Source organism: Roseateles sp. GW821-FHT03B02, from assembly GCF_059421025.1.
Map to the genome: position 1 here is coordinate 266446 of NZ_JBWKUV010000003.1, position 25819 is coordinate 292264.

At 70.4% G+C, this 25819-nt stretch carries 27 protein-coding genes; 16 read left to right on the forward strand and 11 right to left on the reverse strand.

What is annotated here, in order from left to right:
• Nucleotides 1–70 precede the first annotated feature (70 nt).
• On the reverse strand, nucleotides 71–778 hold the full coding sequence (locus AC07VX_RS10985) for a hypothetical protein (RefSeq protein WP_493164761.1): 708 nt from the start codon (nucleotides 776–778) through the stop codon (nucleotides 71–73).
• A 110-nt stretch (nucleotides 779–888) separates the two neighbouring features.
• On the reverse strand, nucleotides 889–2184 hold the full coding sequence (locus AC07VX_RS10990) for a S8 family serine peptidase (protein WP_493164762.1): 1296 nt from the start codon (nucleotides 2182–2184) through the stop codon (nucleotides 889–891).
• 69 nt (nucleotides 2185–2253) lie between these two features.
• On the opposite strand from AC07VX_RS10990, the gene AC07VX_RS10995 reads away from it, so the two are divergent.
• On the forward strand, nucleotides 2254–2751 hold the full coding sequence (locus AC07VX_RS10995; RefSeq protein ID WP_493164763.1) for an RNA polymerase sigma factor: 498 nt from the start codon (nucleotides 2254–2256) through the stop codon (nucleotides 2749–2751).
• On the forward strand, nucleotides 2748–3359 hold the full coding sequence (locus tag AC07VX_RS11000; protein ID WP_493164764.1) for a hypothetical protein: 612 nt from the start codon (nucleotides 2748–2750) through the stop codon (nucleotides 3357–3359). The genes AC07VX_RS10995 and AC07VX_RS11000 overlap by 4 nt, the downstream gene beginning before the upstream one ends.
• Here AC07VX_RS11000 and AC07VX_RS11005 read toward each other — a convergent pair whose 3' ends face one another.
• Both AC07VX_RS11005 and AC07VX_RS11010 read right to left on the reverse strand, forming a co-directional pair.
• Nucleotides 3360–3806: a nuclear transport factor 2 family protein gene (locus AC07VX_RS11005; RefSeq protein WP_493164765.1), complete on the reverse strand. Its 447-nt coding sequence runs from the start codon at nucleotides 3804–3806 to the stop codon at nucleotides 3360–3362.
• Entirely contained in the window at nucleotides 3803–4438 is a 636-nt protein-coding gene (locus tag AC07VX_RS11010) for a TetR/AcrR family transcriptional regulator (RefSeq protein ID WP_493164766.1), read from the reverse strand. Before AC07VX_RS11010 ends, AC07VX_RS11005 begins: the two co-directional genes overlap by 4 nt.
• A gap of 106 nt (nucleotides 4439–4544) precedes the next feature.
• Between AC07VX_RS11010 and AC07VX_RS11015 the strand changes: the two genes are divergently transcribed.
• From AC07VX_RS11015 to AC07VX_RS11045, 7 genes are all read left to right on the forward strand, one after another.
• Nucleotides 4545–5888: an NAD(P)-dependent oxidoreductase gene (locus AC07VX_RS11015; RefSeq protein WP_493164767.1), complete on the forward strand. Its 1344-nt coding sequence runs from the start codon at nucleotides 4545–4547 to the stop codon at nucleotides 5886–5888.
• The gene (gene preA, locus AC07VX_RS11020) at nucleotides 5881–7188 is read left to right on the forward strand and encodes an NAD-dependent dihydropyrimidine dehydrogenase subunit PreA (RefSeq protein WP_493164768.1); all 1308 of its coding nucleotides are present in this window, start codon (nucleotides 5881–5883) and stop codon (nucleotides 7186–7188) included. Before AC07VX_RS11015 ends, preA begins: the two co-directional genes overlap by 8 nt.
• Before the next feature lie 10 nt (nucleotides 7189–7198).
• Nucleotides 7199–8698 carry a CoA-acylating methylmalonate-semialdehyde dehydrogenase gene (locus tag AC07VX_RS11025; protein WP_493164769.1) on the forward strand — a complete coding sequence of 500 codons (1500 nt, stop codon included), beginning with the start codon at nucleotides 7199–7201 and terminating at the stop codon, nucleotides 8696–8698.
• Between the two features lie 18 nt (nucleotides 8699–8716).
• Entirely contained in the window at nucleotides 8717–10186 is a 1470-nt protein-coding gene (locus tag AC07VX_RS11030) for an NCS1 family nucleobase:cation symporter-1 (protein ID WP_493164770.1), read from the forward strand.
• Nucleotides 10183–11631 carry a dihydropyrimidinase gene (gene hydA, locus AC07VX_RS11035; RefSeq protein ID WP_493164771.1) on the forward strand — a complete coding sequence of 483 codons (1449 nt, stop codon included), beginning with the start codon at nucleotides 10183–10185 and terminating at the stop codon, nucleotides 11629–11631. Before AC07VX_RS11030 ends, hydA begins: the two co-directional genes overlap by 4 nt.
• Before the next feature lie 11 nt (nucleotides 11632–11642).
• Nucleotides 11643–12887 carry a Zn-dependent hydrolase gene (locus AC07VX_RS11040; protein WP_493164772.1) on the forward strand — a complete coding sequence of 415 codons (1245 nt, stop codon included), beginning with the start codon at nucleotides 11643–11645 and terminating at the stop codon, nucleotides 12885–12887.
• A 71-nt stretch (nucleotides 12888–12958) separates the two neighbouring features.
• A complete protein-coding gene (locus AC07VX_RS11045; protein ID WP_493164773.1) occupies nucleotides 12959–13363 on the forward strand; it encodes an SRPBCC family protein in 405 nt (134 codons plus the stop codon).
• Between the two features lie 64 nt (nucleotides 13364–13427).
• On the opposite strand, the gene AC07VX_RS11050 is transcribed toward AC07VX_RS11045, so the two are convergent.
• From AC07VX_RS11050 to AC07VX_RS11075, 6 genes are all read right to left on the reverse strand, one after another.
• Nucleotides 13428–14111, reverse strand: coding sequence for a methyl-accepting chemotaxis protein (locus AC07VX_RS11050; protein ID WP_493164774.1), 684 nt, complete (start codon nucleotides 14109–14111; stop codon nucleotides 13428–13430).
• Between the two features lie 97 nt (nucleotides 14112–14208).
• Nucleotides 14209–15360: a methionine aminotransferase gene (locus AC07VX_RS11055; RefSeq protein ID WP_493164775.1), complete on the reverse strand. Its 1152-nt coding sequence runs from the start codon at nucleotides 15358–15360 to the stop codon at nucleotides 14209–14211.
• Nucleotides 15361–15450: 90 nt separating this feature from the next.
• Complete coding sequence (locus tag AC07VX_RS11060) at nucleotides 15451–16053, reverse strand: hypothetical protein (RefSeq protein ID WP_493164776.1); 603 nt, start codon at nucleotides 16051–16053, stop codon at nucleotides 15451–15453.
• A 144-nt stretch (nucleotides 16054–16197) separates the two neighbouring features.
• On the reverse strand, nucleotides 16198–16563 hold the full coding sequence (locus AC07VX_RS11065) for a carboxymuconolactone decarboxylase family protein (protein WP_493164777.1): 366 nt from the start codon (nucleotides 16561–16563) through the stop codon (nucleotides 16198–16200).
• A gap of 65 nt (nucleotides 16564–16628) precedes the next feature.
• Nucleotides 16629–17090, reverse strand: a complete 462-nt coding sequence (locus AC07VX_RS11070; protein ID WP_493164778.1) for a hypothetical protein — start codon at nucleotides 17088–17090, stop codon at nucleotides 16629–16631.
• Complete coding sequence (locus tag AC07VX_RS11075; RefSeq protein ID WP_493164779.1) at nucleotides 17087–17500, reverse strand: VOC family protein; 414 nt, start codon at nucleotides 17498–17500, stop codon at nucleotides 17087–17089. Before AC07VX_RS11075 ends, AC07VX_RS11070 begins: the two co-directional genes overlap by 4 nt.
• Before the next feature lie 147 nt (nucleotides 17501–17647).
• Between AC07VX_RS11075 and AC07VX_RS11080 the strand changes: the two genes are divergently transcribed.
• Genes AC07VX_RS11080 through AC07VX_RS11090 form a run of 3 tightly spaced genes read left to right on the forward strand, consistent with a single transcriptional unit; the run spans nucleotide 17648 to nucleotide 19913 of the window.
• Entirely contained in the window at nucleotides 17648–18241 is a 594-nt protein-coding gene (locus tag AC07VX_RS11080) for an RNA polymerase sigma factor (RefSeq protein WP_493164780.1), read from the forward strand.
• Nucleotides 18238–18744, forward strand: a complete 507-nt coding sequence (locus AC07VX_RS11085; protein ID WP_493164781.1) for a hypothetical protein — start codon at nucleotides 18238–18240, stop codon at nucleotides 18742–18744. The genes AC07VX_RS11080 and AC07VX_RS11085 overlap by 4 nt, the downstream gene beginning before the upstream one ends.
• Nucleotides 18745–18758: 14 nt before the next feature.
• On the forward strand, nucleotides 18759–19913 hold the full coding sequence (locus AC07VX_RS11090) for a hypothetical protein (RefSeq protein WP_493164782.1): 1155 nt from the start codon (nucleotides 18759–18761) through the stop codon (nucleotides 19911–19913).
• Between the two features lie 4 nt (nucleotides 19914–19917).
• On the opposite strand, the gene AC07VX_RS11095 is transcribed toward AC07VX_RS11090, so the two are convergent.
• The gene (locus tag AC07VX_RS11095) at nucleotides 19918–20970 is read right to left on the reverse strand and encodes a homocysteine S-methyltransferase family protein (RefSeq protein WP_493164783.1); all 1053 of its coding nucleotides are present in this window, start codon (nucleotides 20968–20970) and stop codon (nucleotides 19918–19920) included.
• Between the two features lie 154 nt (nucleotides 20971–21124).
• Between AC07VX_RS11095 and AC07VX_RS11100 the strand changes: the two genes are divergently transcribed.
• The 4 genes from AC07VX_RS11100 to AC07VX_RS11115 all read left to right on the forward strand — a co-directional run bounded on the left by AC07VX_RS11100 (nucleotide 21125) and on the right by AC07VX_RS11115 (nucleotide 25813).
• On the forward strand, nucleotides 21125–22711 hold the full coding sequence (locus AC07VX_RS11100) for an ABC transporter substrate-binding protein (protein WP_493164784.1): 1587 nt from the start codon (nucleotides 21125–21127) through the stop codon (nucleotides 22709–22711).
• A complete protein-coding gene (locus AC07VX_RS11105) occupies nucleotides 22708–23607 on the forward strand; it encodes a LysR family transcriptional regulator (RefSeq protein ID WP_493164785.1) in 900 nt (299 codons plus the stop codon). The genes AC07VX_RS11100 and AC07VX_RS11105 overlap by 4 nt, the downstream gene beginning before the upstream one ends.
• Entirely contained in the window at nucleotides 23604–24209 is a 606-nt protein-coding gene (locus tag AC07VX_RS11110; RefSeq protein WP_493164786.1) for a M15 family metallopeptidase, read from the forward strand. The genes AC07VX_RS11105 and AC07VX_RS11110 overlap by 4 nt, the downstream gene beginning before the upstream one ends.
• 125 nt (nucleotides 24210–24334) lie before the next feature.
• Nucleotides 24335–25813, forward strand: coding sequence for a vanadium-dependent haloperoxidase (locus tag AC07VX_RS11115; protein ID WP_493164787.1), 1479 nt, complete (start codon nucleotides 24335–24337; stop codon nucleotides 25811–25813).
• The last annotated feature ends 6 nt before the right edge of the window (nucleotides 25814–25819 follow it).

A 25819-nucleotide genomic window follows, 5' to 3' on the forward strand; every position in this document is an offset into this window, starting at 1 on the left:
ACACTCGATCAGGCCGGGCGGCCCACGGGTCGCCAGCGGATGGCTGCTGGCGCCCGGGCCCTCGCGCCGGTCAGCGCTTGGCCGAGCCGTCGGCCGCAGCGTTCAGCGCGACGCCGTTGTCGGTGCGCGAGGCCTTGGCCGAGGTGCTGCCGGCAACCTGGCCATTGCGGCCGCTGGCCTGGCCGCCGGCGCTGCCGCCGAGGTCCTGCTTGCTGGCGCTGCCGCTCGCGGTGCCGCCAAGCGCAAGTGGCGAAGCCGACTTGGCGGGCGTCATGGAAGCCGTGGGCGCAGTGGGCGCCGCAGGAGTGGCCGGCGCGGTGGCCGGGGTGGCCGGCGTCGCCGCTGCCGGCTTGTCGCCTTGCTTCAGCGCGCCGCTGACGCTGCCGTCGGCGCTGCCCGAGGCATTGCCCAGCGAGTCCTTGGCGCCCTCGCCGGCCGTCTTCAGCTCACCCCCCTTGTCGGCCGCCGTGGACTTCACCTCGCCGACCTTGGCCGCCGCCGCGTCCTTGACGCCGCCGACGGCGCCCTTGGTCTTGTCGACCGAGCCCTTGACGAGGGAACCCTCCGCATTGGCCGAGCCGTTGGCCTTGCCGCCGACATCGAGCTGGCGCGGCGACAGCGCGCCGTTCAGGCCGCCGGTGAGTCCGCCGGTCAGCCCCCCGGCGCCGCCACCGAGCAGGCCGGCATGAGCATGGGCATGGGAGGCGAGCAGGCCGATGGCGACGGCGGCGATGCGCAGCGTGGTGCGAAGAACAGGGGTGCGACGGGTTGCAAACATGATGGATCTCCGGGTGTCGTTGCGGAAGAGCCAGCCATTCCGGCCCTTTCACCGAGTACAACGCCCGCCGCCCCTACTTCCTTCCCGGCCCAGATGCAACGCTTTGTGTGTCAGCGCGCCTGGCGGGCCTGCAATTGCTCGGGCACGACGCGCAGGTCCTCGGCGACGAGGCCGCGGCCGTAGACGGGATCGCGGCCGGGCGCGCCGAGATCGACGGCCGAAGCCGCCAGGCGCTCGACGGCGGCCGCAGCCCGCGCCGGATCAGGCTCGCGCAAATCCGCGGCCAGCAACCCGGCCACCAGCGGTGCCGCGAACGAGGTGCCGCGAGCGACGCCGTAACCCCCACCACTGCGCGCCACGCCGAGTTCCGCCCCGGGCGCCGCCAGCAGCACCTGCGGACCCTGGGCCGCCTCGGGCAGCGCGCGCCGCGACGAGTTCACGCCCGTCACGCCGACGACGCCCGGGTAGGCGGCCGGAAACAGCGGCGGCGCGGCCGGCCCGTCATTGCCCACCGCCGCCACCAGCAGATGCCCGCGCCTGACCAGGGCCGCGACGCCTTGCTCCAGCAGCCGGTTGTGCGGCCCGACCAGGCTCAGGTTGACGACGGCGACGCGCTCGCGCGCCATCCAGGCCAGGGCGCGCACGACCTCCTCGGCCGAGCCGCCGTAGGGCTGGTCGCAATAGACGTCGGCCGCGAAGAGTTCGGCCTTCACGGCCGCGCCGGCAAAGCCGCGGTCACGGCCGACGAGCAACGAGGCGACCGCCGTGCCGTGCTCGCTGGGCAGGGCGCTGCCGCCACAGCCAAAGCTGGCGCCGGCCGCGTGGCGCAGCGCCGCGTGGCGGCGGTCCACGCCGCCGTCGATGAGGCCGATGCGCAGCGCGCCTCGCGGCGGGGCGGACGCCCCAGCGCCGCCCGCCGCCACCTCGCCGCTGCGCGAATACAGATGGTTGAAATCGACCTGCAGATCGGGCTGGGCGGCGCGCAGCTTCTCCAGCGCCTCGGCCGTGTCCAGGCCCGGCGGCACGCGCAGCACGACCGCGCTCAGCGCCAGCTCGGGCCAGACCTCCTCGCGCAGCTTGACGAGGCCCAGAGCGGTCGCCGCCGCCATCGCCGCCTCCCCGGGCGACAGCAGCACCAGCTCGCGCCGGCGGATCGGCTCGCCGCGCGGGTCGGCCTCGATGACGTCCGGATGGCGGCGCAGCAGGTCGCGCACCGTCGTCAGCCGCAGGTCCGCGAGCTGGGTACCGGCAGGCAGCAGCTCGGGCAGGGGTTGCACCACGCGGTCGACGACGCGGTCCACCACACCGGGCAGGCGCGACACGCCCGGCAGCTGCGGCAGGCGCAACTGGGCCTGGGCCGGCGCGCTCAGCGCAGTGGCGATGGACAGTGCGAAGACGGCTTTCATGGGACTTTTGCGAGGATAACGAGCGAGGCCCGGAAGAAAATCCATGTCTCGCCCGTTGTCTCTGCATCGATGCCCGAATCCCTTCCAGACCTGCGCCAGGCCATCGCCGAGCTGCTGCCACGGCTGCGCCGCTTCGGCCGCACGCTGGCGCACTCGCGCGAGGACGCCGACGACCTCGTGCAGGCCGCCATCGAGAAGGCGCTGACCCGCACCGACCAGTGGACGCCTGGAACGCGTCTGGACAGCTGGATGTTCAGAATCATGCAGAACGCCTGGATCGACGAACTGCGCGCCCGAGAGCGGCGCGGCCAGACCTTCCTGCCCGAGGAAGCGGGCGAGCAGGTCGGCGACGGCACGGCCGCGGGCTCGCAGCTCGACGCCGCCCTCGTTCGCAAAGCCGTGGCCAGGCTGAGCGAAGAGCACCGCGTCGTCGTGGGCCTCGTGCTCGTGGAGGGCCTGAGCTACCAGGAGGCCGCCGAGACGCTGGGCGTGCCGGTGGGCACCGTGACGAGCCGCCTCGCCCGCGCCCGCGAGGCGCTGCAGCAACTGTTGGGAGAGTGGCCATGAGCCGCGATGACGATGAACTGCTGAAGGCCGAGCGCCGCCGCATGGCCGCCGCCTTCGGTGCGGTGCTGGACGAGCCCGTGCCGGACCGGCTGAAGGCCCTGCTGGCCGAGCCGGCCGCGCAGGTCGTCGACCTCGGCGCCGCGCGCTCACAGCGCCGGGCCATGTCGAGCTGGGCCGCCTGGGGCGGCATGGCGGCGACGCTGGTGCTGGGCACCGTGCTGGGCACGCGGCTGGCGCCGTCGGATGGTGATGCGCTGGACCGCGGCCGGCTGGTGGCGACCGGCAGCGTCGCGAAGGCGCTGGAACGCCAGCTGGCCCGCGACGACGCCGGCGCGGTGGCCGTGCAGATCAGCTTCAGGGCCCGGGACGGCCGCTGGTGCCGCAGCTTCTCGACGGCCGCGACGGCGGGCCTGGCCTGCCGCGAGGGCGACGGCGTGTGGGCCTTGCAGCAGGTGGCCGCGGTCGCTGCGCCGGCCGCCGGCATGCGCCAGGCCGCCAGCGCGCTGCCGCCTTCGGTGCTTGCCGCCGTCGACGCCAGCATGGCCGGCGAGGCGCTGAACGCCGAGCAGGAGAAGGCGGCGCGCGACGCGGGCTGGAAGAAGCCCTGATCAGTCCTTGACCGGGCTGATCTGCACGCTGACGATCCGCCAGGCGCCGCCGCGCTTCACGTAGACATCGATGTAGCGGTAATGGCTCTTGAAGGCCTGGCCCTGGTAGCTGCCCGTCATGTGGGTGCGGCCGCTGAGCAGGGCCGTGTCGCCATAGACACGCACCTCGAAGTCCTCGACGGTGTAGGGGTCCAGGGCGAGGTCGGGCGAGACGAGGCCGTCGACGAAGCTGGCCTTGGTCTCGACGTTGCCGCGGCCGTCGATCTGGCGGAAGTCGGCGGCCATGTTGGCCTCGATGGCAGCGCGGTCCCTGGCGACGATGGCACGGTCCCAGGCGTCGGCCTGGGCCTTCAGTTGCGCCTTGAGCCGGGCGGCGGGGTCGGCCGGTGGCGCGGCGCCGGCCCAGCCCGTCCAGGCCAGTGCCGCGAGGGCAAGCCTTCGCCTCATCCGATCTTCAGACTCCGCCAGATCAGGCTGGTGATCAGCTCGCGCGCGGCCTCGAAGTCGGCTTCCTCCAGGCGCGGCTTGCCCATGTAGAGGGCGAACTGCGGCGCCAGGTCCGCGTAGGCCTGGGTGGACGACCAGATCAGGAACATCAGGTGCGTGAAGTCCAGGCGCTGGATGCGGCCCTCGGCCGCCCAGCGCTCGAAGCGCTCGACGTCGGCATGCAGCAGCGGCATGACCTGGGCCTTGAGCACGTCCTGGTAGCGCGGCGCGCCGGCCATGATCTCGCGCGTGAAGACCGCGTTGCCGCTGGGCCGCTCGCGGCTGAAGCGCAGCTTGACGGCCACGTAGTTCTGGATGGCCGCCTCGGGCTCGTCGGCCTCGGTGATGGCGTTCATGCTGGCCATCCATTCGCCCATGACGCTGTCCAGCACGGCGCGGTAGAGATCTTCCTTGCTGGGCCAGTGGTAGAGCAGGTTCTGGCGCGACAGGTCCAGCACCGCGGCGATGCTGTCCAGGCTGACGCCCTCGAAGCCGAAGCGCGCAAACTGGCGCTCGGCCTCGGCAAGGATGGCCTCCTGCTTGCGCAGGGTGGCGGCGCGCGGGATGCGCGTCACGGTGGCGGTCTCGGTCATGCACCGCATTTTGACGGGCTGCACCATGCCGGCCCTGCGGGTTTTTACGCTTCGGTCAAGTTTTACAGGGTAGTAATGTTTGCCTGTTTTCGCCTGGGAGACTCCCGTGGACCTTGCCGATCTGAAATCCGGGCGCCTGGCGCCGTCCGACTACGAGCGCAATTTCGCCGACGCCCATCCGCCGCTGAACCGCACGCAGGCGCTGATCGAGGCCGAGCGCTGCTACTACTGCTTCGATGCGCCCTGCCAGACGGCCTGCCCGACCGGCATCGACATCCCGAGCTTCATCCAGCGCGTGGCCCAGGACAACGTGCGCGGCGCAGCCGAGGCCATCCTGACGGCCAATCCGCTGGGCGGCATGTGCGCCCGCGTCTGCCCGACCGAGGTGCTGTGCGAGCAGGCCTGCGTGCGCAACACCAACGAGAGCAAGCCGGTGGAGATCGGCATGCTGCAGCGCTACGCCGTGGAAGGGCATCTGGCCCGGCCGGGCAGGCCGCTGTTCGAGCGTGCGGTCGCGACCGGCAAGCGCGTTGCCGTCGTCGGCGCCGGCCCGGCGGGGCTGGCGGCGGCCCATGGCCTGGCACGCCGCGGGCATGAGGTGACGCTGTTCGACGCCAATGGCAAGCTGGGCGGACTCAACGAATACGGCCTGGCCACCTACAAGGTCGCCGGCGGCTTTGCCCAGCAGGAGATCGACTGGCTGCTGAGCATCGGCGGCATCACGACCAAGGCGAACTGCCGCCTCGGCCGCGACGTCACGCTGGACGGCCTGCTGGCCGGGCACGACGCTGTCTTCCTGGGCCTGGGCCTGGCGGGCGTGAATGCGCTGGGCATTGCCGAGCCCCAGATCACGGGCCTGCGCGACGCGGTGGACTTCATCGCCGAGTTGCGCCAGAGCGCGCCCGAGATCGTGCCGGTGGGCCGCAGGGTGGTCGTCATCGGCGGCGGCATGACGGCGGTGGACGCGGCCGTGCAGAGCCGGCTGCTGGGCGCTGAAGCAGTCACCATGGTCTACCGCCGTGGGCCCGAGGGGCTGTCGGCCTCCACGCACGAGCAGCACTGGGCGCAGACGCATGGCGTGACGATCCGCTGCTGGGCGCGGCCGCTGGCCGTCGAGGCCGAGGGCGGTGCGCTGCGCGGCATGCGCTTCGCGGCCACGCGGCTCGAAGGCGGCCAGCTGGTGGACACGGGCGAGCAGTTCTTCCTGGAAGCCGACATGGTGCTGCGCGCCATCGGCCAGACCTACGAGGCGGCCCCCGCTGGCGCCGGCATCGAGCTGCAGGGTGGCCGCATCAAGACCGACGCGCAATTCCGCACCAGCCTGGCCCGCGTCTGGGCCGGCGGCGACTGCCGCCACGGCGGGCGCGATCTGACGGTGGACGCCGTCGAGCACGGCAAGCGCGCCGCCGAGTCCATTCACGCAGCATTGACGGGGGTGGCCCATGGCTGACCTGAGCACCGATTTCCTGGGCATCAAGAGCCCCAACCCCTTCTGGCTCGCGTCGGCCCCGCCGACCGACAAGGAGGTGAACGTGCGCCGCGCCTTCGAGGCCGGCTGGGGCGGCGTGGTGTGGAAGACGCTGGGCGAGGACCCGCCGGTGGTCAACGTCAACGGCCCCCGCTACGCGACACTGTGGAGCCAGGACCGCCGCGTCATCGGCTTCAACAACATCGAGCTGATCTCCGACCGGCCGCTGCAGGTCAACCTCGACGAGATCAAGCGCGTGAAGCGCGACTTCCCCGACCGGGCCATGGTGGTGAGCCTGATGGTGCCGGTCAACGAGGCGAGCTGGAAGGCCATCCTGGAGCGCGTGGCCGACACCGGCGCCGACGGCGTGGAGCTGAACTTCGGCTGCCCGCACGGCATGAGCGAGCGCGGCATGGGCTCGGCCGTGGGCCAGGTGCCGGAGTACATCCAGCAGGTCACCGAGTGGTGCAAGAAGCACACGAAGATGCCCGTCATCGTGAAGCTCACGCCCAACATCACCGATGTGCGCTTCCCGGCCCGCGCGGCCAAGGCGGGTGGTGCGGATGCGGTCAGCCTCATCAACACCATCAACTCGGTGATGGGCGTGGACCTGGAAACGATGATCATGAGCCCGTCCACCGACGGCCTGGGCTCGCACGGCGGCTACTGCGGCCAGGCGGTGAAGCCCATCGCGCTGAACATGGTGGCCGAGATCGCGCGTGACCAGGCGACCGCCGGCCTGCCCATCAGCGGCATCGGCGGCATCACCACCTGGCGCGACGCGGCCGAATTCATTGCCATGGGCTGCGGCACGGTGCAGGTCTGCACGGCCGCCATGGTCTACGGCTTCAAGATCGTGCAGGACATGTGCTCGGGCCTCGCCAACTTCATGGACGAAAAGGGTTACGCCAACCTGAAGTCCTTTCAGGGCCGGGCGGTTCCCACGGTCAAGAACTGGAACCAGCTCAACCTCAACCACGTCGAGAAGGCCGTCATCCACCAGGACAGTTGCATCCAGTGCGGCCGCTGCCACGTGGTCTGCGAAGACACCTCGCACCAGGCCATCTTTGCGACGAAAGACGGCAAGCGCCACTTCCACGTCAACGAAGCCGAGTGTGTCGGCTGCAACTTGTGCGTGTCGATCTGCCCGGTCCCTGGCACCATCACGATGCGTGCCCTCCAGCCGGGCGAGACCGATGCGCGCACCGGTCGCGTCATCGACGGCAGCCATGCCAGCTGGACCACGCACCCCAACAACCCCCTGCGCGCCGGGTGCGCCTGAAGGAATCGAGATGAGTCAGTACGAAGTCGGCCACTGGATCAACGGCGCTGCCACGCGCGGCAGCGGTGATCGCCAGCAGGATATCTACAACCCCGCCACCGGCGCCGTGCAGGGCCGCCTGCTGCTGGGCAGCGTGGCCGACTTGGACGCCGCAGTGGGCGGCGCGACCCATGCCGCCAAGGCCTGGAGCCAGACCCCGCCGCTGGCGCGCGCCCGCGTGCTGTTCAAGTTCCTCACGCTGCTGCAGGAGCGCCGCGAGCAGCTGGCCGACGCCATCGTGCGCGAGCATGGCAAGACGCTGCCCGACGCCGTCGGCGAGGTGGCGCGCGGCATCGAAGTGGTGGAGTTCGCCACCGCCATGCCGCAGCTGCTCAAGGGCGAGTACACCGAGCAGATCGCCCGTGGCATGGACGCCTGGAGCATGCGCCAGCCGCTGGGCGTGGTGGCCGGCATCACGCCGTTCAACTTCCCGGCCATGGTTCCGATGTGGATGTACCCCATCGCCATCGGCTGCGGCAATGCCTTCATCCTCAAGCCCAGCGAGCGCGATCCGTCGGCCGCGCTGCTGATGGCCGCCTGGCTGAAGGAAGCCGGCCTGCCCGACGGCGTGTTCAGCGTCGTCCAGGGCGACAAGGACATCGTCGACGCCATCCTGGCCCACCCTGGCATCGCCGCGGTCAGCTTCGTCGGCTCCACGCCGGTGGCCGAGCACATCTACAAGGTCGGCAGCGCCCACGGCAAGCGCGTGCAGGCGCTGGGTGGCGCGAAGAACCACATGGTCGTCATGCCCGATGCCGACCTCGACGGCGCCGTGGACGCATTGATGGGCGCGGCCTACGGCTCGGCCGGCGAACGCTGCATGGCGATCTCGGTGGCCGTGGCGGTGGGCGACGTGGGCGACAAGCTCGTCGCCGCGCTCGCGCCCAAGGTCAAGGCCCTCAAGATCGGTGAGGGCCACCAGGCCGGCGCCGAGATGGGCCCGCTGATCACGCGCGCCTCGCAGCAGCGCGTGGAGCGGCTGATCGGCGAAGGCGTGGAAGCCGGTGCCACCGCCGTGGTGGACGGCCGCGGCCTGCGCGTGCCGGGTCATGAGGACGGCTTCTTCGTCGGCGGCACCATCCTGGATGGCGTCAGCGCCGACATGAGCTGCTACGCCGAGGAGATCTTCGGCCCCGTGCTGTGCGTCGTGCGCGTGCCGGACCTGGCTGCGGCCATCGCGCTGATCGAGGCCAACGAGTACGCCAACGGCGTGGCCATCTTCACCCGCGACGGCCACGTGGCACGCGAGTTCGTGCACCACATCCAGGTCGGCATGGTGGGCGTGAACGTGCCCCTGCCGGTGCCCATGGCCTTCAACAGCTTCGGCGGCTGGAAGCGCAGCCTGTTCGGCGACCACCATGCCTACGGGCCCGAGGCGGTGCGCTTCTACACCAAGCACAAGGCCGTGATGCAGCGCTGGCCGGACTCGACGCCCAAGGGCCCGCAATTTGCTTTCCCGCAGAACACCTGACGACCACGGAAACGCCCCATGACCGACCCCACGCTGAGCAACCCTGACCTCGTCCCGACGACAGCCGCTCAGCGCACCTGGCGCTGGTATCACTTCGCCGCGCTGTGGGTGGGCATGGTCATGTGCATCCCGGCCTACACGCTGGCCGCCAGCCTCATCGAGTCGGGCATGAGCTGGAGCCAGGCGGTCGGCACGGTGTTCCTGGGCAACCTCATCGTGCTGGTGCCCATGCTGCTGATCGGCCATGCGGGCGCCAAGTACGGCATTCCTTACGCGGTGCTGGCGCGGGCCTCGTTCGGCACGCAGGGGGCGCGACTGCCGGCCCTGCTTCGTGCTCTCGTCGCCTGCGGCTGGTACGGCATCCAGACCTGGTTTGGTGGCCAGATGATCTACACGCTGGCCGGCGTGCTGATGGGCCATCCGCTGGCCGGCGACCCGCTGCCGGGTCTGGGCATCAGTGCGGCGCAGTTCGGCTGCTTCCTGCTGTTCTGGGCCCTGCAGTTCTGGTTCGTCGTGCACGGCATCGACGCCATCCGCAAGCTCGAAACCTGGACGGCGCCGATCAAGATCGTCATCTGCTTTGTCTTGCTGTGGTGGGCATGGGAGAAGGCCGGCGGCTTCGGGCCCATCCTGGACCAGCCCTCGGCCTTCGTCGAAGGTGGCAAGAAGGCCGGGCAGTTCTCGGCCGTGTTCTGGCCCTCGCTGACCGCCATGGTGGGCTTCTGGGCGACGCTGGCGCTGAACATTCCCGACTTCACCCGCTTCGCCAAGAGCCAGCGCGACCAGCTCGTCGGCCAGGCCATCGGCCTGCCGGCGCCCATGGGCCTGCTGGCCGCACTCGCCGTGTTCGTCACCTCGGCCACCGTCGTCATCTACGGCAAGGCGCTGTGGGACCCGGTGGACCTGGCCAGCCGCATGACGGGTGCGGCCGTGCTCATCGCGCTGATCGTGCTGCTGATCGACACCGTCAGCGTCAACCTCGCGGCCAACCTCGTCGGCCCGGCCTACGACTTCTCGGCCCTGGCGCCGGGCAAGGTCAGCTACAAGCTCGGCGGCATCATCACGGCCGGCCTGGCCATCGTCATGATGCCGTGGAAGATCCTGGCCTCGACCGAGGGCTACATCTTCACCTGGCTGATCGGCTACTCGGCGCTGCTGGGGCCAGTGGCGGGCATCCTGATCGTCGACTACTACGTGCTGCGCAAGACCGAGCTGGCCGTCGATGAGCTCTACCGCGAAGGCGGGCGCTACAGCTACCGCGGTGGCTGGAACATGGCAGCCGTCTTCGCCTTCTTCGTCGGCGTGGCACCCAACATCCCCGGCTTCCTGAACGCCGCCTTCCCGGCTGCCTTCCCCGAGGTCGGCGCCGCCTTCAAGGCCATCTACACCTACGCCTGGTTCGCCGGGCTGGCCCTTGCCGCTGTCGTCTACGGCGTCCTGATGGCCGGCAAGGCCCAACACCAACCGCTCACGAGGAGCGCGACATGAGTTCCCTGTTGATTCGTGGTGCCGTCGTCGTCAACGCCGACGCCGAGTCGCGCACCGATGTCCTCTGCGTCGACGGCCGCATCGCCGCCCTCGGCCAGCGCGCCGTGCGCGAAGCCCCGGCCGGCACGACGACGCTGGACGGCACCGGCCAGTACCTGATCCCCGGGGGCATCGACCCGCACACCCACATGCAGCTGCCCTTCATGGGCACGGTGACGCAGGACGACTTCTTCACCGGCACCGCCGCGGCCCTGGCCGGCGGCACGACGAGCATCATCGACTTCGTCATCCCCAACCCGCAGCAGCCGCTGATGGACGCCTATCGCACCTGGCGCAGCTGGGCCGAGAAGGCGGCGGCCGACTACGCCTTCCACGTCGCCGTGACCTGGTGGGACAAGACGGTCAGCGACGACATGGGCACCCTCGTGCGCGAGGAAGGCGTGAACAGCTTCAAGCACTTCATGGCCTACAAGAACGCCATCATGTGCGACGACGAGACGCTGGTGAACAGTTTCAAGCGTGCGCTCGAACTCGGCGCCATGCCGACCGTGCACGCCGAGAACGGCGAACTGGTCTACCTGCTGCAGGCCGAGGTCGCCAAGATGGGCATCACCGGCCCCGAGGGCCACCCGCTGAGCCGCCCGCCGATGGTGGAAGGCGAGGCCGCCAACCGCGCGATTGCGATTGCCGATGTGCTGGGCGTGCCCATCTACATCGTGCACGTGAGCTGCATCGAGAGCGCCGAGGCCATCGCCCGGGCGCGGGCTCGCGGCCAGCGGGTGTACGGCGAAGTGCTGGCCGGCCATCTGCTCATCGACGACAGCGTCTACCGCGACCCCGACTTCGCCAAGTCCGCGGCCTATGTGATGAGCCCGCCCTTCCGCCCCAAGATCCACCAGGAGTTCCTGTGGCGCGGTCTGCAGAGCGGCCAGTTGCACACCACCGCCACCGACCACTGCACCTTCTGCGCCAGCCAGAAGGCCGCCGGCATCGACAACTTCGCCAAGATCCCCAACGGCTGCGGCGGTGTCGAGGAGCGCATGGCGGTGCTGTGGGATGCGGGCGTCAACTCCGGCCGCCTCACGCCCAGTGAGTTCGTCGCCATCACGTCAGCCAACGCGGCCAAGCTGTTCAACATGTACCCGCGCAAGGGCGTCATCGCGGAAGGTGCCGATGCCGATCTCGTGCTGTGGGATCCGGCCGGCACCAAGACGCTGAGCGCCAAGACGCAGTTCTCGAAGAACGACTTCAACATCTTCGAGGGCCGCACGGTGCGCGGCGTGCCCAGCCACACCATCTCGCAAGGCTGCGTCGTGTTCGCCCGCGGTGACCTGCGCGCTGAAGCCGGCAAGGGCCGCTACCTGAAGCGCCCGCCGTTCGGCCCGCAGTTCGACGCCGCGGCCAAGCGCGCCCACGATCTGGCCCCCACCGCCGTCGCCCGTTGAAGGACACCGACATGGACACCTCGAAGCTGCGAATCAACGGCCAGCGCCTGTGGGATTCGCTGATGGAGCTCGCGCAGATCGGCGCAACCCAGAAAGGCGGCGTCTGCCGCCTCACGCTCACCGACCTCGACAAGCAGGGCCGCGACCTCGTCACGCGCTGGGCACGCGAGGCCGGCATGACGGTCACCATCGACCAGATCGGCAACGGCTTCATGCGCCGCCCCGGCCGCAACAACAGCCTGCCGCCCATCATGACCGGCAGCCACATCGATACCCAGCCCACCGGCGGAAAGTTCGACGGCAACTATGGCGTGCTGGCCGGCATCGAGGTCGTGCGCACGCTCAACGACCACGGCATCGAGACCGAGGCCCCCATCGAGGTTGCCTTCTGGACCAACGAGGAAGGCTCGCGCTTCGTGCCCGTCATGATGGGCTCGGGCGTGTTCGCCCAGGCTTTCACGCTGGAACACGCCTACGCGGCCACCGACACCGAAGGCAAGACGGTCAAGGGCGAGCTGGAACGCATCGGCTACATCGGCAGCCAGGTGCCCGGCGACCACCCCATCGGCGCCTACTTCGAAACCCACATCGAGCAGGGTCCGGTGCTGGAGGACCATGACAAGACCATCGGCGTTGTCACCGGCGTGCTGGGCATCCGCTGGTACGACTGCGTCATCACCGGCATGGAAGCCCACGCCGGCCCCACGCCCATGGCCCTGCGCAAGGACGCGCTGCAGGTCGCCACCAAGCTGATGCAGGAAGTGGTCGCCTGCGCCCACCGCCACCCACCGCACGGCCGCGGCACGGTGGGCATGGTGCAGGTGCACCCCAACAGCCGCAACGTCATCCCAGGCCGCGTGAAGTTCAGCATCGACCTGCGCAACGCGACCGACGCGCTGTGCGAGGCGATGGACGCGGATATCCGCGCGGTGGCTGCCAGGCTCAGCGCCAACAGCGGCCTGCCCATCGAGATCACGCCGGTCAGTGCCTACCCGGCCCAGCCCTTCCACGCCGACTGCATCGCCGCCGTGCAGAAGGCCGCTGACGCGCTGGGCTACAGCAACATGCGCGCGGTGTCAGGCGCCGGCCACGACGCCGTCTACATGGCCCGCCTTGCCCCGGCCGGCATGATCTTCATCCCCTGCAAGGACGGCATCAGCCACAACGAGATCGAGGACGCCAAGCCAGAGCACATCGAGGCGGGGTGCAATGTGCTGTTGCAAGCCATGCTGAACTCGGACCGGGCCAGGTCTTGAAGACCCTCCGACGCGCCGCGAGGGCCTCGCCCTGCCTCGCCGGGCGAGGCATCGAACTCACCGGCTGAACCGTGGCCCCCTGCCGTCCCGTCCGTTACCTGAGCGTTTCCATCGCCGCCGCGCCGGGCAAGGTCTACGACTTCGTCGGCGACCCGCTCAACCTGCCGCTGTGGGCGAATGGGCTGGGCCAGGGCGTGCGCCGCGCGGGCGAGCACTGGGAGGTCGTGACAGGCAGCGGCACGGTCGGTCTGCGCTTCGCTCCTCGCAACGCCTTCGGCGTGGCCGACCACACCGTCGTGCTGCCCGATGGCAGCGAGGTCTATGTGCCGCTGCGCGTGATGCCCAACGGCCCGGGCAGCGAAGTGTTGCTCGGGCTGTTCGGGCTGCCCGGCATGAACGAGGCCACCTTCGAGCGCGATGCAGGGCTGATGCAGGCCGATCTGCAGACGCTGAAAGCCCTGCTGGAACGGGGTTGACGTACCACAGCCGGAGCCCGTCACCAGCGCGAACACGTCGGCACAGGCCAGGCCGGCCTGAGCCTCAAGCCACCGCGCTGCGCACCGCCTCGCGCACGAGCCCGTCGAGCTTGCCGGTGATCTGCGTCAGCTCGCCCGACACGACCGCGAACTCGCGCCCCGAATCGCCGGCCCGCGCCGCGACGACCTGGGCGTTGAAGGACACGATGCGGGCGTGCTTGGCAATGGTCTCGATGTCCCCCATCACGGCCGACAGCTGCCTCTTGGCCGATGCCGCCTGCTGGCGGGCAAGGTCTTCGTAGACCTGGGTCAGCTTGTTCAGCGGGCCGAGCAGCGGCGTGGCGGCCTCCACCAGCTCTTCCAGCAGGCCCGGCGCGCTGCGAGCGCCGGCCTCGAGGGCATCGAGCGCACGCTGCGCGAGACCGATGAAGGCGCCAATGCGCTCATCCGCACGGTCGGGGCCGAAATAGGCCTGCTGCAGTTCGCCGCCCACGGCTTTCGGTGACAGCTCGCCTTCGAGCAGTGCGCGGTGCGCCTCACGGAAGGTCGCCAGCGCATCCAGGGCCGTCGCCAACGCACCCTCGCGACCCTGGCTGGCCAGAACGGCATAGAGCACGACCCGCTGCGACGTGAAGCGGCGCCGCCCCGACAGGTTGATCAATCTGCCGAAGGCCTCGCCTGCCGTCTGCTTCGGTGCGGTGGCCGCTCGCTTTGGTGCATCGGTGAAGGCACGCGCCTGGTGCAACATGAGGGTCTCCCGTGAGCTGTGTCACGACCGGTGCCGCCCACGGTGGGCTGCCGGTCCTGTCCACCTCAGGGTTAGCACGGGCCGTGCCAGTGCGCGCTCAGCGGCGCAGGCCACGCAGCAGCCGCTCGGTCGCCAGGGCCAGCGTCGCATCCCGTTTCGCAAAGCAGAACCTCACATGCCGCCGCTCCTGCGGCTGCTGGTAGAAGACCGACAGCGGGATGGCCGCGACGCCGATCTCGGTGGTCAGCCAGCGGGCGAAGTCCAGCTCCGGCAGGTCGGACACGGCGCTGTAGTCCACCGTCTGGAAGTAGGTGCCTTCGCAGGGCAGCAGCTTCAGAGGCGTGGCGGCCAGGGCGCTGCGGAAGCTGTCCCGCTTGGCCTGGTAGAAGCCGCTCAGGCCCGTCCAGGGCGCCGGGTCGGCAAGATAGGCCGCGATGGCATGCTGGGTGGGCGTGTGCACCGTGAACACGGTGTACTGGTGCAGGCGGCGGAAGGCGGCGCTCAGCGCCGGCGGCGCGGCGACGAAGCCGACCTTCCAGCCCGTCACGTGGAAGGTCTTGCCGAAGCTGCCGACCAGGAAGCTGCGCTCGCGCAGCCCGGGGTGGCGCGCCACGCTTTCGTGCGGCGCACCGTCGTAGACCATGTGCTCGTAGACCTCGTCGCTGATGATGAAGAGGTCATGCTGCCCGGCGATCTGCGCCAGCTCGCGCAGGTCTTGCGCCGTGGCGATGCGGCCGCTGGGGTTGTGCGGCGTGTTCAGCACGATGGCCCGCGTGCGCGGCGTGACGGCGGCGCGCACGGCCGCCCAGTCAATGCGGTAGTCCCGCGTCATCGCCACGCCGACCGGCACCGCGCCGGCCAAGCGGATGGCCGGGTCGTAGCTATCGTAGGCCGGCTCGATGATGATGACCTCGTCGCCCACGCCGACGCAGCTGTGGATGGCGGTGATCAGGCCCTGCGTGCCGCCGGCGGTGACGGTGATGTCGCTGCCCGGGTCGTAGGCCACGCCGTAGAGCGCATTCAGCTTGGCCGCCACGGCCTCGCGCAATGCGGGCACGCCGGTCATCGGCGGGTACTGGTTGTGGCCGGCGGCCATGGCATCCGTCACGGCCTGCAGCAGGACCGGATCGGCACCGAAATCGGGAAAGCCCTGGCCAAGGTTGACGGCACCATGCTCGGCCGCGAGCGCCGACATGACGGTGAAGATGGTGGTGCCCGTGTTGGGCAGCTTGGTGGGCAGGGCGGGCATGGTGCCCACGATTGTGCAAGGGCCGGGCCGCTCCGGCAGCGGCCCGCCGCCGCCAGCCAACGCCGGTCTCATGGGCTCATGCTGTGCGCGTCAATGACCATCTTCGAGCGGGTCGTAGCGCTGCCCGCGCAGCAGGGCCAGCGGGGAGCGCCAGTAGATGTCGACGTTGTGCAGGGGGTCGGTCAGGATCTTGGTGACCCAGGCCAGCCCCCAGCTGGGGCCGCGCAGCATGGCCAGTTGCAGACCACGCAGCACCAGGCCCGAGGCGCCCAGCGCCAGCCAGGCCAGGCCGATGTCATGCAGCGTGCCTGCCGTGCTGGTGGCCGGCTCGATGAGGCCGAACAGGCCGGGGCTGGCCCACAGCAGCAGTGGAATGCCCAGCCACACGCCGATCAGCCAGGCCTTGCGGCGCATGTTGAAGCCGGCCTTGATGGCTTCCTTGTGCGCGTCGGTGGCCTGGTTGACGGCGTCGTAGCCGCGCGGCTCGAAGAAGATGTGGCCGCTCTGGCGTGTGACCATGCCCAAGCACCACCCCACCCAGGCCGCCGCGGCAGGCTCGACGAAGAGCAGGCCGTAGGCGACCAGGAAGCTGATCGCGCTGACGAGGTGCAGCGTCTGGTTGATGCGGCACTGGTGGTAGTAGCGGTGGTCGTCCCAGCGCAGGCTGCGGACTTGATCCCAGAATTTGGACATGGGGGAGTGGCTCCTCGGTCACGCACGACGCGTGGCGACAGCCTGACCACGCTGCATGAAATTCCGGTTACGGACGCGGCTCGTGCCGGCGCGATCTGGACAGGTCTTGATCCAGCGCAAAGAGCCGCGCCTGCGGCCGGCCGGTCAGGCCGCGGCCGCGTGAAGGTGGTCGCCGCCGCACTGCTCGAAGGCGTCCAGCGCCCGCGCCGCATACATCAACGACGGGCCGCCGCCCATGTAGACGCTGACCGAGAGCATCTCCTCGAACTCGGCGCGCTTGCAGCCGAGCTTGACCAGCGCCTCGGCATGGAAGGCCAGGCAGGCGTCGCAGCGCGCCGCGATGCCGACGGCCATGGCGATCAGCTCCTTGGTCTTCTTGTCCAGCGCGCCGTCGCGCAGCGCCGCCTGCGACAGCTGGCCGAAGCCGCGCATCGTGTCGGGGATGTCGGCGCGCAGTTGGGACAGCGTGCCCGAGATTTCGCTGGCGAGGGCGCGGAAGTTGGTGCTCATCGGGGACTCCTGAAGTCGGTCACCGCCATGCTGCGCCCGGCGCTCGCGCAGCACCTTGACCTGACTCAAGCCTCGCGCAGGGAATCGCCCAGCAGGCAGCGCCGCGCCGCCAGCGCGATCGGGAAACCGAAGACGAAGCAATGCGCCGCGATCGCCGCCGCGTCCAGTCGGGGCGGCCAGAACGGCGTGTGCAGGGCGGACAGCGGCAGCACGAGACTGTTCATGCCGAAGTAGACGACGAAGCCGTAGGCCAGGCCCGCCGCCGTCGCGTTGCGCAGCAGGGCCGGCAGGCGCAGCGCAACGATGCAGAAGCACCCGGCCCAGATCAGTGCGATGCCGTAGTGCAACGCCACGCCCAGCGCAAACGTGGCCGGCCCGCCGGCGAAAGCCGTCTCGCGGCCGATGAGACCGGCGGCAACGGTCTGGAACACACGCAGCTGCACGCCGTAGTAGCCCAGCGCGAAGACCAGGTCGCCGGTGCCGGCCAGCAGGCCACCCCAGACGATGGCGCGGGCCAGCGGCCTCATGCCACCGGCCCCGGCGGCCCCTTCAGCTCGACGACGTTGCCCTCGGGGTCGCCGAGGTAGATGGACGGCCCCTCGCCCTCGGCGCCGTAGCGGCTCTCGGTGTTGCCGGCATCGACGCCATGCGCCGCGAGGTGAGCGCGGATGGCCGCCGCGTCGAACGGCTCCACGCGCAGGCAGAAGTGGTCCATGTTGCGGCCCTCGGCGCCGGGCGCCGCGCCGCCCATGCGGCCGAGCTTGCCGTCCACCGGCACCAGGTCGATCAGCGAGACACCCGCGCGCAGCTGCACGAGGCCGATCTCGTCCTGGCGGCGCTCGACGGTGCAGCCCAGCGTGCCGACGTAGAACCTCAGCATCAAGTCGAGATCGACAACGCGCAGCACCAGATGGTCGATGCCTTGCAGCTTCAGCATGCAGGAGTCTCCTTTGGAGCCGCAGCATCATGCCGCGCCGTGTCTATGCCGAAAGTGACGACGGGTTTGTCCGGAGTAACGAAACAGCCTGCCCGCGCTCAATAGGCGCATGCAAGTCCCGCAGGCTCCTTCCCCATGCGCGCCGACATGAGCTGGCTGACCCGCCTCGGCTTCGTCGGCCCGGCCACCTCGGCGGCAGGCGACGAGGCCGCGCTGCTGGCCCGCCTGGCCGACGGCGATGCCCAGGCGCTGGCGCTGGTCTACCGGCGCGAAAGCGGCTCGGTTTACCGGTACGCCCTCGCGCTGGCCGGCGACGAGGCCGCGGCCCTGGACGCCGTGCAGGAAGCCTTTGCCCAGCTGCTGCGCGGCCCGCAGGCCTTCGACGCCGGCCGCGGCTCCTTGGGCGCCTATCTCGCCGGCATGGCCCGGCACCAGTTGCTGAACCAGTGGCGCGACGCACGACGCCACGTCCCGCTGGACGACTCCCTCGACGCCGAAGAGGCGCCCATGCCGGCCAGCGATGCCCATCTGCAACAGGCCCAGCGCCGGGACGGCCTGTGGGCCGCCATCCGCACCTTGAGCTGGCCGCAGCGCGAGGCCATCGTGCTGGTGGACCTGCAGGAGCGCAGCTACGAGGACGCCGCCGCGATTGCCGGCGTCAGCGTGGACACGTTGCGCACCCGCCTGCACCGCGCCCGCCAGCGCCTGGCCGACCTGCTGGCCGTGGGAGAGAAGCCATGAGCATTGACGACACCCCGGCCTGGCTGCGCCCAGCCCGCGCCGAGTTCGCCCGCCTGCAGCCAGGCGCCGAACAGGACGCCGCCCTGCTGGCCCGCCTGACCGGGCAGCAGCATCTGCTGCACGCCCGCCGCCTGACGCAGCAGACCGCCGAGGCTCACGAGCCGCGCTGGCTGCGCCGCCTGGCCTGGGGCAGCGGCGCCCTCGGCGCGACGGCCGCCGCGCTGCTGGCCGCCATGCTGCTGCTGGACCCGCCCGGCACCCTGCTGACCCAGGCCGCCCCGGCCGGCAGCGGCTTCATCCCGCTGGTGCCCGAGCCCGAGTTCCGCGCCGCCCTGTCGGCCGGGCGCGGCGCTGCCGTCTGGCTGCAGCCCGCCGAACTGCCGCGCGAGCGCCTGGCCCTGCTGGGCCTGCCCTTCGACGCCGCGCGCGCCGACGAGCCGGTGCGCGCCGAGCTGATGCTGAACCCGGGCGGCCAGGTGCTGGCCGTGCGCGTCCTGAACTGACCCTGGAGAACGCCATGAAATCACCCCTGACCGCCCTCACCCTCTGCGTCCTGGCGGCTTCGGCGACGGCGCTCGAAGCCGAGCGCGCCACCGAGCGGGACTTCGCACGCGACATCGAACGCGAGGTGCGGCTGGCCCTGTCCGACATGCCGCTGCGCATCGCCCTGGGCGACCAGGCCCTGGCCTTTGCCGGCCGTGAGTTGGAGGGCGAGCGGGTCGTCAAGGGCGCGCCCTACTGCGCCACGGCCGTGCACGAGAACGTGCAGACGCTCGGGGACGGCAACCGCATCGTGCGCAGGCAGCAGAGCCAGCTATGCCGCGACGGCGAAGGCCGCACGCGCCGCGAGGTGCAGCGCCAGGGCGGGCCCAGGGTGGTCTACCTGAACGACCCCGTGGCCCGGGCGAGCTGGGTCATCTACCCGGACGAGAAGCGCGTGCAGCGCCTGCGCGGCTCGGCGGCCTGGGCGCCGGACGCCGATGCGGCGGACCATGCCGCCTGGCAGGCCTCCATGCAGGACTGGGGCGAACGCATGAAGGAGCAGGCCGCGCGCTGGAAGGAATGGGGCGCCAGCGTGGCCGAGCGCGCCCGCAGTGCCGATGCCGAGCGCCTGCGCGCCCGGGCGATGGCCGGCGAGCCGGGCATCATCATCGAACGCGAGATCGTCATGCCGCCCATGCCGCCTGCTCCCGGCGCCAGCGCCGTCGAGCGCCGCCGCGAGATGCGCGTGATCCGCGCCAGCGAACTGCCCGCCATGCCTCCCCTGCCCACGCCACCGGCACCGATGGCCACGCCCGTGCCGCCGCAGCCGCCCGTGCCGATGCTGTCCGTGGCCCTGCTGCCGCGCGAGGGCGGCACGACGACGGCGCTGCCGCCCAAGGAGATCGAGGGCCTCAAGGTGACGGGCGAACGCACCACCTGGACCATCGAGGCCGGCCGCATCGGCAACGAGAAGCCCATCGTCGGCAGCCGCGAGGTCTGGCGCAGCCCGGAGCTGATGCTGACCGTCATGAGCCGCGACGCCGACCCGCGCCAGGGGGAGCAGAACTACCGGCTGGAGAAGATCCGGCGCGGCGAGCCCGACCCGGCGCTGATGAAGCCGCCAGCGGAGTTCAGCGAAGGCCCGCGCCGCGGCGACACGCCGGCAGCCAGCGCCCCCAGGACATCCTGAGCGCTCAGGCGGCGGCCAGCATCGAGCTGAAGAACTTCTCGCCGCTGACGCGCGGCTTGTAGGCCGACACGGCCTTGGCGATGGCGGCGATGTGGGCCGGCGTGGTGCCGCAGCAGCCGCCAGCGATGTTCAGGAAACCGGCCTGGGCGAACTCGCCCACGAGGCGGGCCGTGACCTCGGGCGTCTCGTCGAAGCCGGTGTCGCTCATCGGGTTGGGCAGGCCGGCGTTGGGGTAGCAGCTCACCGCCGTGTCGCCCGCCACCTTGGCCAGCTCCTCGATGTAGGGCCGCATCAGCGTGGCACCCAGCGCACAGTTCAGGCCGATGGCGAGGGGCCGCGCGTGGCGCACCGAGTGCCAGAAGGCGGTAACCGTCTGGCCGGACAGGATGCGACCGGAGGCGTCGGTCACCGTGCCGGAGATGATGACGGGCAGGCGCTCGCCCGTGTCTTCCATCAGCTCGTCGAGCGCGAAGATGGCGGCCTTGGCGTTCAGCGTGTCGAAGATGGTCTCGACGAGGAAGAGATCGCAGCCGCCGTCCAGCAGGCCCTTGGCCTGCTCGTAGTAGGCCGCGCGCAGCGTGTCGAAGTCGATGTTGCGCGCGCCGGGGTCGTTGACGTCGGGGCTGATGGAGGCCGTGCGCGGCGTCGGGCCAAGGGCGCCGGCGACATAGCGCGGCCTGTCGGGCGTGGCGTACTTGTCACAGGCGGCGCGGGCCAGCTTCGCGGCCTCGACGTTCATCTCGTAGGCCAGCCCGGCCAGGCCGTAGTCTTCCTGGGCCACCGAGGTGGCGCCGAAGGTGTTGGTCTCGATGAGGTCGGCGCCGGCGGCGAGGTACTGCTCGTGGATCTCGCTGAGCACGTCGGGGCGCGTGAACATCAGCATCTCGTTGTTGCCCTTCAGGTCCTTGGGGTGGTCCTTGAAGCGCTCGCCGCGGTAGTCGGCCTCGGTGAGCTTGTAGCGCTGGATCATTGTGCCCATCGCGCCGTCGAGCACGGCGATGCGTTGCTGGAGCAGGGCCGGCAGGCTTTGGGCGCGGGTGTAGGCGATGGGCTTCATGGTTCTGCGATTTTCGCAGCAAGCCCGATGGCCAGCGTCCGCAAGGGTATAAGTTTGGGTTATCCGACAAACGCCCGCCGGCGCTTGATCGGGTGGGGCGCTGCTTCCAACAATGCCGCCTCCCCTTCGCGCCGGCCGCCCTGGATCCCACGTGATGAAGAAACTTCTCGCCCCCGCCCTGCTCACGCTCGCCGCCCTGCTGGCCACGCCCGCCGTCCAGGCCCAGGGCAAGCCGCTGATCTACTGCGCCGACGCCAGCCCCGAGGGCTTCGACCCCGGCCTGTGGGACAGCGCCAGCACCAACATCGTCAGCGCCCAGATGTTCGACGGGCTGCTGGGCTTCAAGCGCCCGACGACCGAGCTGCAACCCAAGCTGGCCACCAGCTACGAGATCTCGCCGGACGCCAGGAGCTTCACCTTCAAGCTGCGCCCCGGCGTGAAGTTCCACAGCACGCCCTGGTTCAAGCCCACGCGCGACTTCAACGCGGACGACGTGGTGTTCACCTTCAGCCGCTTCATCGACCCCAACCACCCGTTCAACAAGGCCTTCCCGGCTGTCTTCGTCTACCCGCAGAACCTGGGCTTGGCCAAGCTCATCGACGGCATCGACAAGATCGACGAGCACACGGTGCGCTTCCGCCTCAAGCAGGCCAACGTGACCTTCCTCGCCAACGTCGCGTTCGCCTTTGCGGGCATCCAGTCGGCCGAGTACGGCGCCCAGCTGCTGAAGGAGGGCAAGGCCAGCCAGATCAACGTGCTGCCAGTGGGCGCCGGGCCGTTCATGTTCAAGAGCTATGCCAAGGACGACGTGCTGCGCATGACGGCCAACCCCGACTACTGGGGCGGCAAGCAGCCGACGCCGACGCTGGTGTTCAGCATCAGCCGCGAGCCGAACGTCCGCGTGCAGAAGATCGCCGCCGGCGAATGCCATGTGACGGCGGCCCTGCGCGACGTCGACATCGCCGGCCTGGCCGGCAACCCGGCCATCAGCATCGAGAAGATCCAGGCGCTGAACATCTCCTACCTGAGCTTCAACCTGAGAAAGCCGCCCACCGACAAGCGCGAGGTGCGCGAGGCGCTGGACATCGCCATCGACCGCGACGCCATCTTCAAGGCCTTGTTCCCGCGCGGCGACGCGATGCAGGCCGTGAGCGCCTTCCCACCCGCCATCCCCGGCTACAACAAGAAGCTGAAGAACGAGTTCGACCCCGCCAAGGCCAAGGCGCTGCTGGCCAAGGCCGGCTTCCCCAACGGCTTCGAGATCGACCTGTGGGCCCTGCCGGTGCAGCGCCCCACCAACCCCAACGGCCAGCTGATGGCCCAGCTCATCCAGCAGGACTGGGCCAGGATCGGCGTCAAGGCCAGCATCAAGACCTTCGAGTGGGGCGAGTACCTCAAGCGCGCCAACAACGGCGAGCACAACGTCTACATGAGCGGCTGGAGCGGCGAGACCGGTGACGCCGACGACTTCCTGACCCCCAACCTCAGCTGCGCGGCCAACAAGAGCGGCATCAAGTTCTGCAACGCCGAGTTCGAGAAGCTCATCGACGAGGCCCGCGCCACGCCGGATCAGAAAAAGCGCATCGCGCTCTACGAAAAGGCCCAGGAGATCTTCAAGCACGAGCGGCCGTGGATCACGATGGCGCATTCCACCGTCTACATCCCCATCCGCAAGGACGTGGTCGGATTCAAGATGGCGCCGAACGGTTCCGTCGACTTCGAAGGGGTGTACCGGAAGTGAGGCTCAGACACATCGAGGTCTTCCACGCCATCATGCAGGCCGGCACTATCAGCGGTGCCGCGCAGTTGCTGCACATCTCGCAGCCGGCCGTGACCAAGGTGCTGCAGCACTGCGAGCTGCAGCTGGGCATGGCCCTGTTCGACCGCGTGCGCGGCAAGCTCTACCCCACGCCCGAGGCCCAGCGCCTCTTCGTCGAGATCGACAAGCTCAACCGCGACCTCGTCGGCATCCGGCGCCTCGCGGCCAACCTGAAGAGCGGCGAGAGCGAGCAGGTGCGCCTCGTGGCCACGCCGGCGCTGGCCACGGCCATCGTGCCCGCCGCGATGACGCCCTGGTGCAAGGCCTACCCCAACGCCAACTGCTCGCTGGCCACGCACCACACCCGCGAGATCGTCTCGGCCCTGCTGCTCGGCGAGGCCGACCTGGCCCTCTCGCTGCAGGACCCGCGCCACCCCGGCATCAAGGCCGAGGTCATCGCCAGCGGCGCCATGGTGGCGCTGTGCCCGCTCGGCAGCCCCGAGGCCCAGGGGGACGGGCCGCTGGGTCTGGCGGACATCGAGACCGAGATCGTCGGCCTGCAGAGCGACGACCCGCTGGCCGGCCTGCTGCACCACGCCGGCGAGGCGCTGGGGCAGCCGCTGGCCAGCCGCATCACCGTGCAAACCTACCAGCTCGCCCGCGCGCTGGTGGAGGCCGGCGTGGGCATGACGCTGGTGGACCCCTTCACCGCCGCCAGCGCCGACCCCGCCAAGGTGCGCGTGCGGCCGCTCACGCCTGCGGTGCCGGTGCAGCTCTACCTGCTCAGCGCCGCCAATGCGCCGCTGGGCCAGGCCTCGCGGCGCCTCGTCAAGTTCATCACCGCGGCGGCTGCCGAACACCTGTCCCGCCTGCCGTGATCCAGATCGAAGACATCGCGGCCCACCCGGACTTCCGGCGCCTAGCCTCGCTAGGCCACGGCATCGCCACGGACCTGCGCTACGCCACGGCCGACAACTTCGTCGGCCATTCCGTCTACGCCGGCATCGACTGCGCCTGGCTGCGCCGCGAGGCCGCCGACGCGCTCGAGGCCGCCGCCACCTGGCTGCACGCCCGCCGCCCCGGCCACCGCCTGCTGGTGCTGGACGCGCTGCGCCCCCAGCGCGTGCAGCAGCGCCTGTGGGACGAGCTGCAGGGCACGCCGCTGACGATGTACCTCGCCCCGCCCGAGCGCGGCTCCATCCACAGCTTCGGCATGGCGGTGGACCTGACGCTGCTCGACCCCGCCGGCCGCGAGGTCGACATGGGCAGCGGTTTCGACGAGATGACGCTGGCCTCCCACCCCGACCACGAGGCCGAGCACCTGGCGCTGGGCGCGCTGACGGCGCAGCACCTCGTCGAACGCGGCTGGCTGCGCGCGGCCATGCGCGAGGCGGGCTTTCACGGCATCGCCACCGAGTGGTGGCACTTCGATTTCGGCGACCGCGTGGCGGTCAGGCGGGATCTGCCGCGGGTGCTGTAGCGGGCGCTCGAACGCGGCGGCGACCTCTGCCGCAGTCAGCACAACTGTGGATGTAGCACGGGGCAGGGACTCCAAGAATCGGCGTGCCCGATTGACGGGCGCAACACCGCTTGAAGGAGGCTCGCATGCCTGCTGCCGCCAACCACCGCTTCTGGATCGACATCAGCCTGGAGTGCGTCCGCCGCGACCACACCGACGCCCCGGGCGACCAACGCGGCCCGTTCCGCACCGCCCGCGCGCTGGGCCTGGCGCTGGTCGCGCCCCATGAAGTCAGACGCCTCGCCGCTGGCATGCCGCCACTGCTGGAACTGTCACCCGTCCCGGTGATCACGCATCTCAGCGCCGCCGAGCTGGAGGTGGCCTGCTGTGCGGCATGCTCGGAAGTCCTGACGCTGCGCTACCCGCACCAGAGCGCGTTGCTGGCGCCTGCCTGGCCGTCCTGGCTGGGGAACCACGGGCATGGCCCGGCCGGCAGCGCCGCGGAGATCCTGGGGCGCGCCGTTGGACGCGCCATTCACGACCTGGGCGCCGACGACGCCCGCTACGCCGACGCCAACAACTACAGCCCCTCCGGTCTGCCCTACACCCACGAAGCGCCACCCAACCAGCCAGGGCAGAAGTTCGCCGGTGCCGACTGGGGCTATGCCCGCCGCCTGCTGACGGCCCCTGTGCTCGACTTCCCGTCGCCTCCGGGACGGAAGTCCGCCACGCTGGCCAAGGCGAACTCCCACTACCGGCAGGACTTCGCCCGCGTCCTGGCCAAAGGCGAGATCAACGCCGATCAGGCCCCCAACGGCCGCAACGCCCTCGAAGAGTTCATCGGCATCGCCTGGGGCTACGACGGCCCCCCGAAGCTCGGCACGCCGCCGCGCCTGTACATGCAGGCGGTGCTCAGCGTGCTCGACCGCCTGGCCAGCGCACCGCCGCCCGCCCGACATCTGACCACCGCGGAGGAGTTGGAGATCGTGGCCGGCGTGGGGGTGGCGATGGCCGAAGCCGGCATCGACGCCTGGTACTACAAGTACGCCCCCACGCACATGATGTGGCGTCCCGCCGTGGGCATCCCGAAGGCCATCGCAGCCGACGGCACCGAACCCGTGCCGGGCTTCCTGCCCCTGGGCCGGCCGGACACGAACCAGCGGGGGCTGGCGCTCACGCCCGACTTCCCCGCCTACCCCTCCGGGCACGCCACCTTCGGCGCCGCCGCCTTCGACCTGCTGCGGCTGTACCTGGCCCACAAAGGGCTGGCTGTGCTCGACGGGAACGGCGTGGACGACGTCGCGCTCGACTTCATCTCGGACGAATTCAATGACGTGAACACCGACCCACGCACCCTGAAGCCGCGCGGCAGGAGGCCGGTGGTCACCGGGTCGCTCTGGGAGGCCATCGTCAAGAACTCGGTGAGCCGCGTCTACCTCGGCGTGCACTGGCAGTTCGACGGTCTGACCGAACGCCAGGCGGGTGCCGACGTCTTTGCCGAGCACCCCGAAGCACTGACCCCGGCCACACTGGGTCGCACCGGTGGTGTTTGGCTAGGCATGCAGATCGCCCGCCAGGTGGCCAACAGGATGGGCCTGCCGGCCAATTCGCCGCTGTCCGTGTGACGGGCG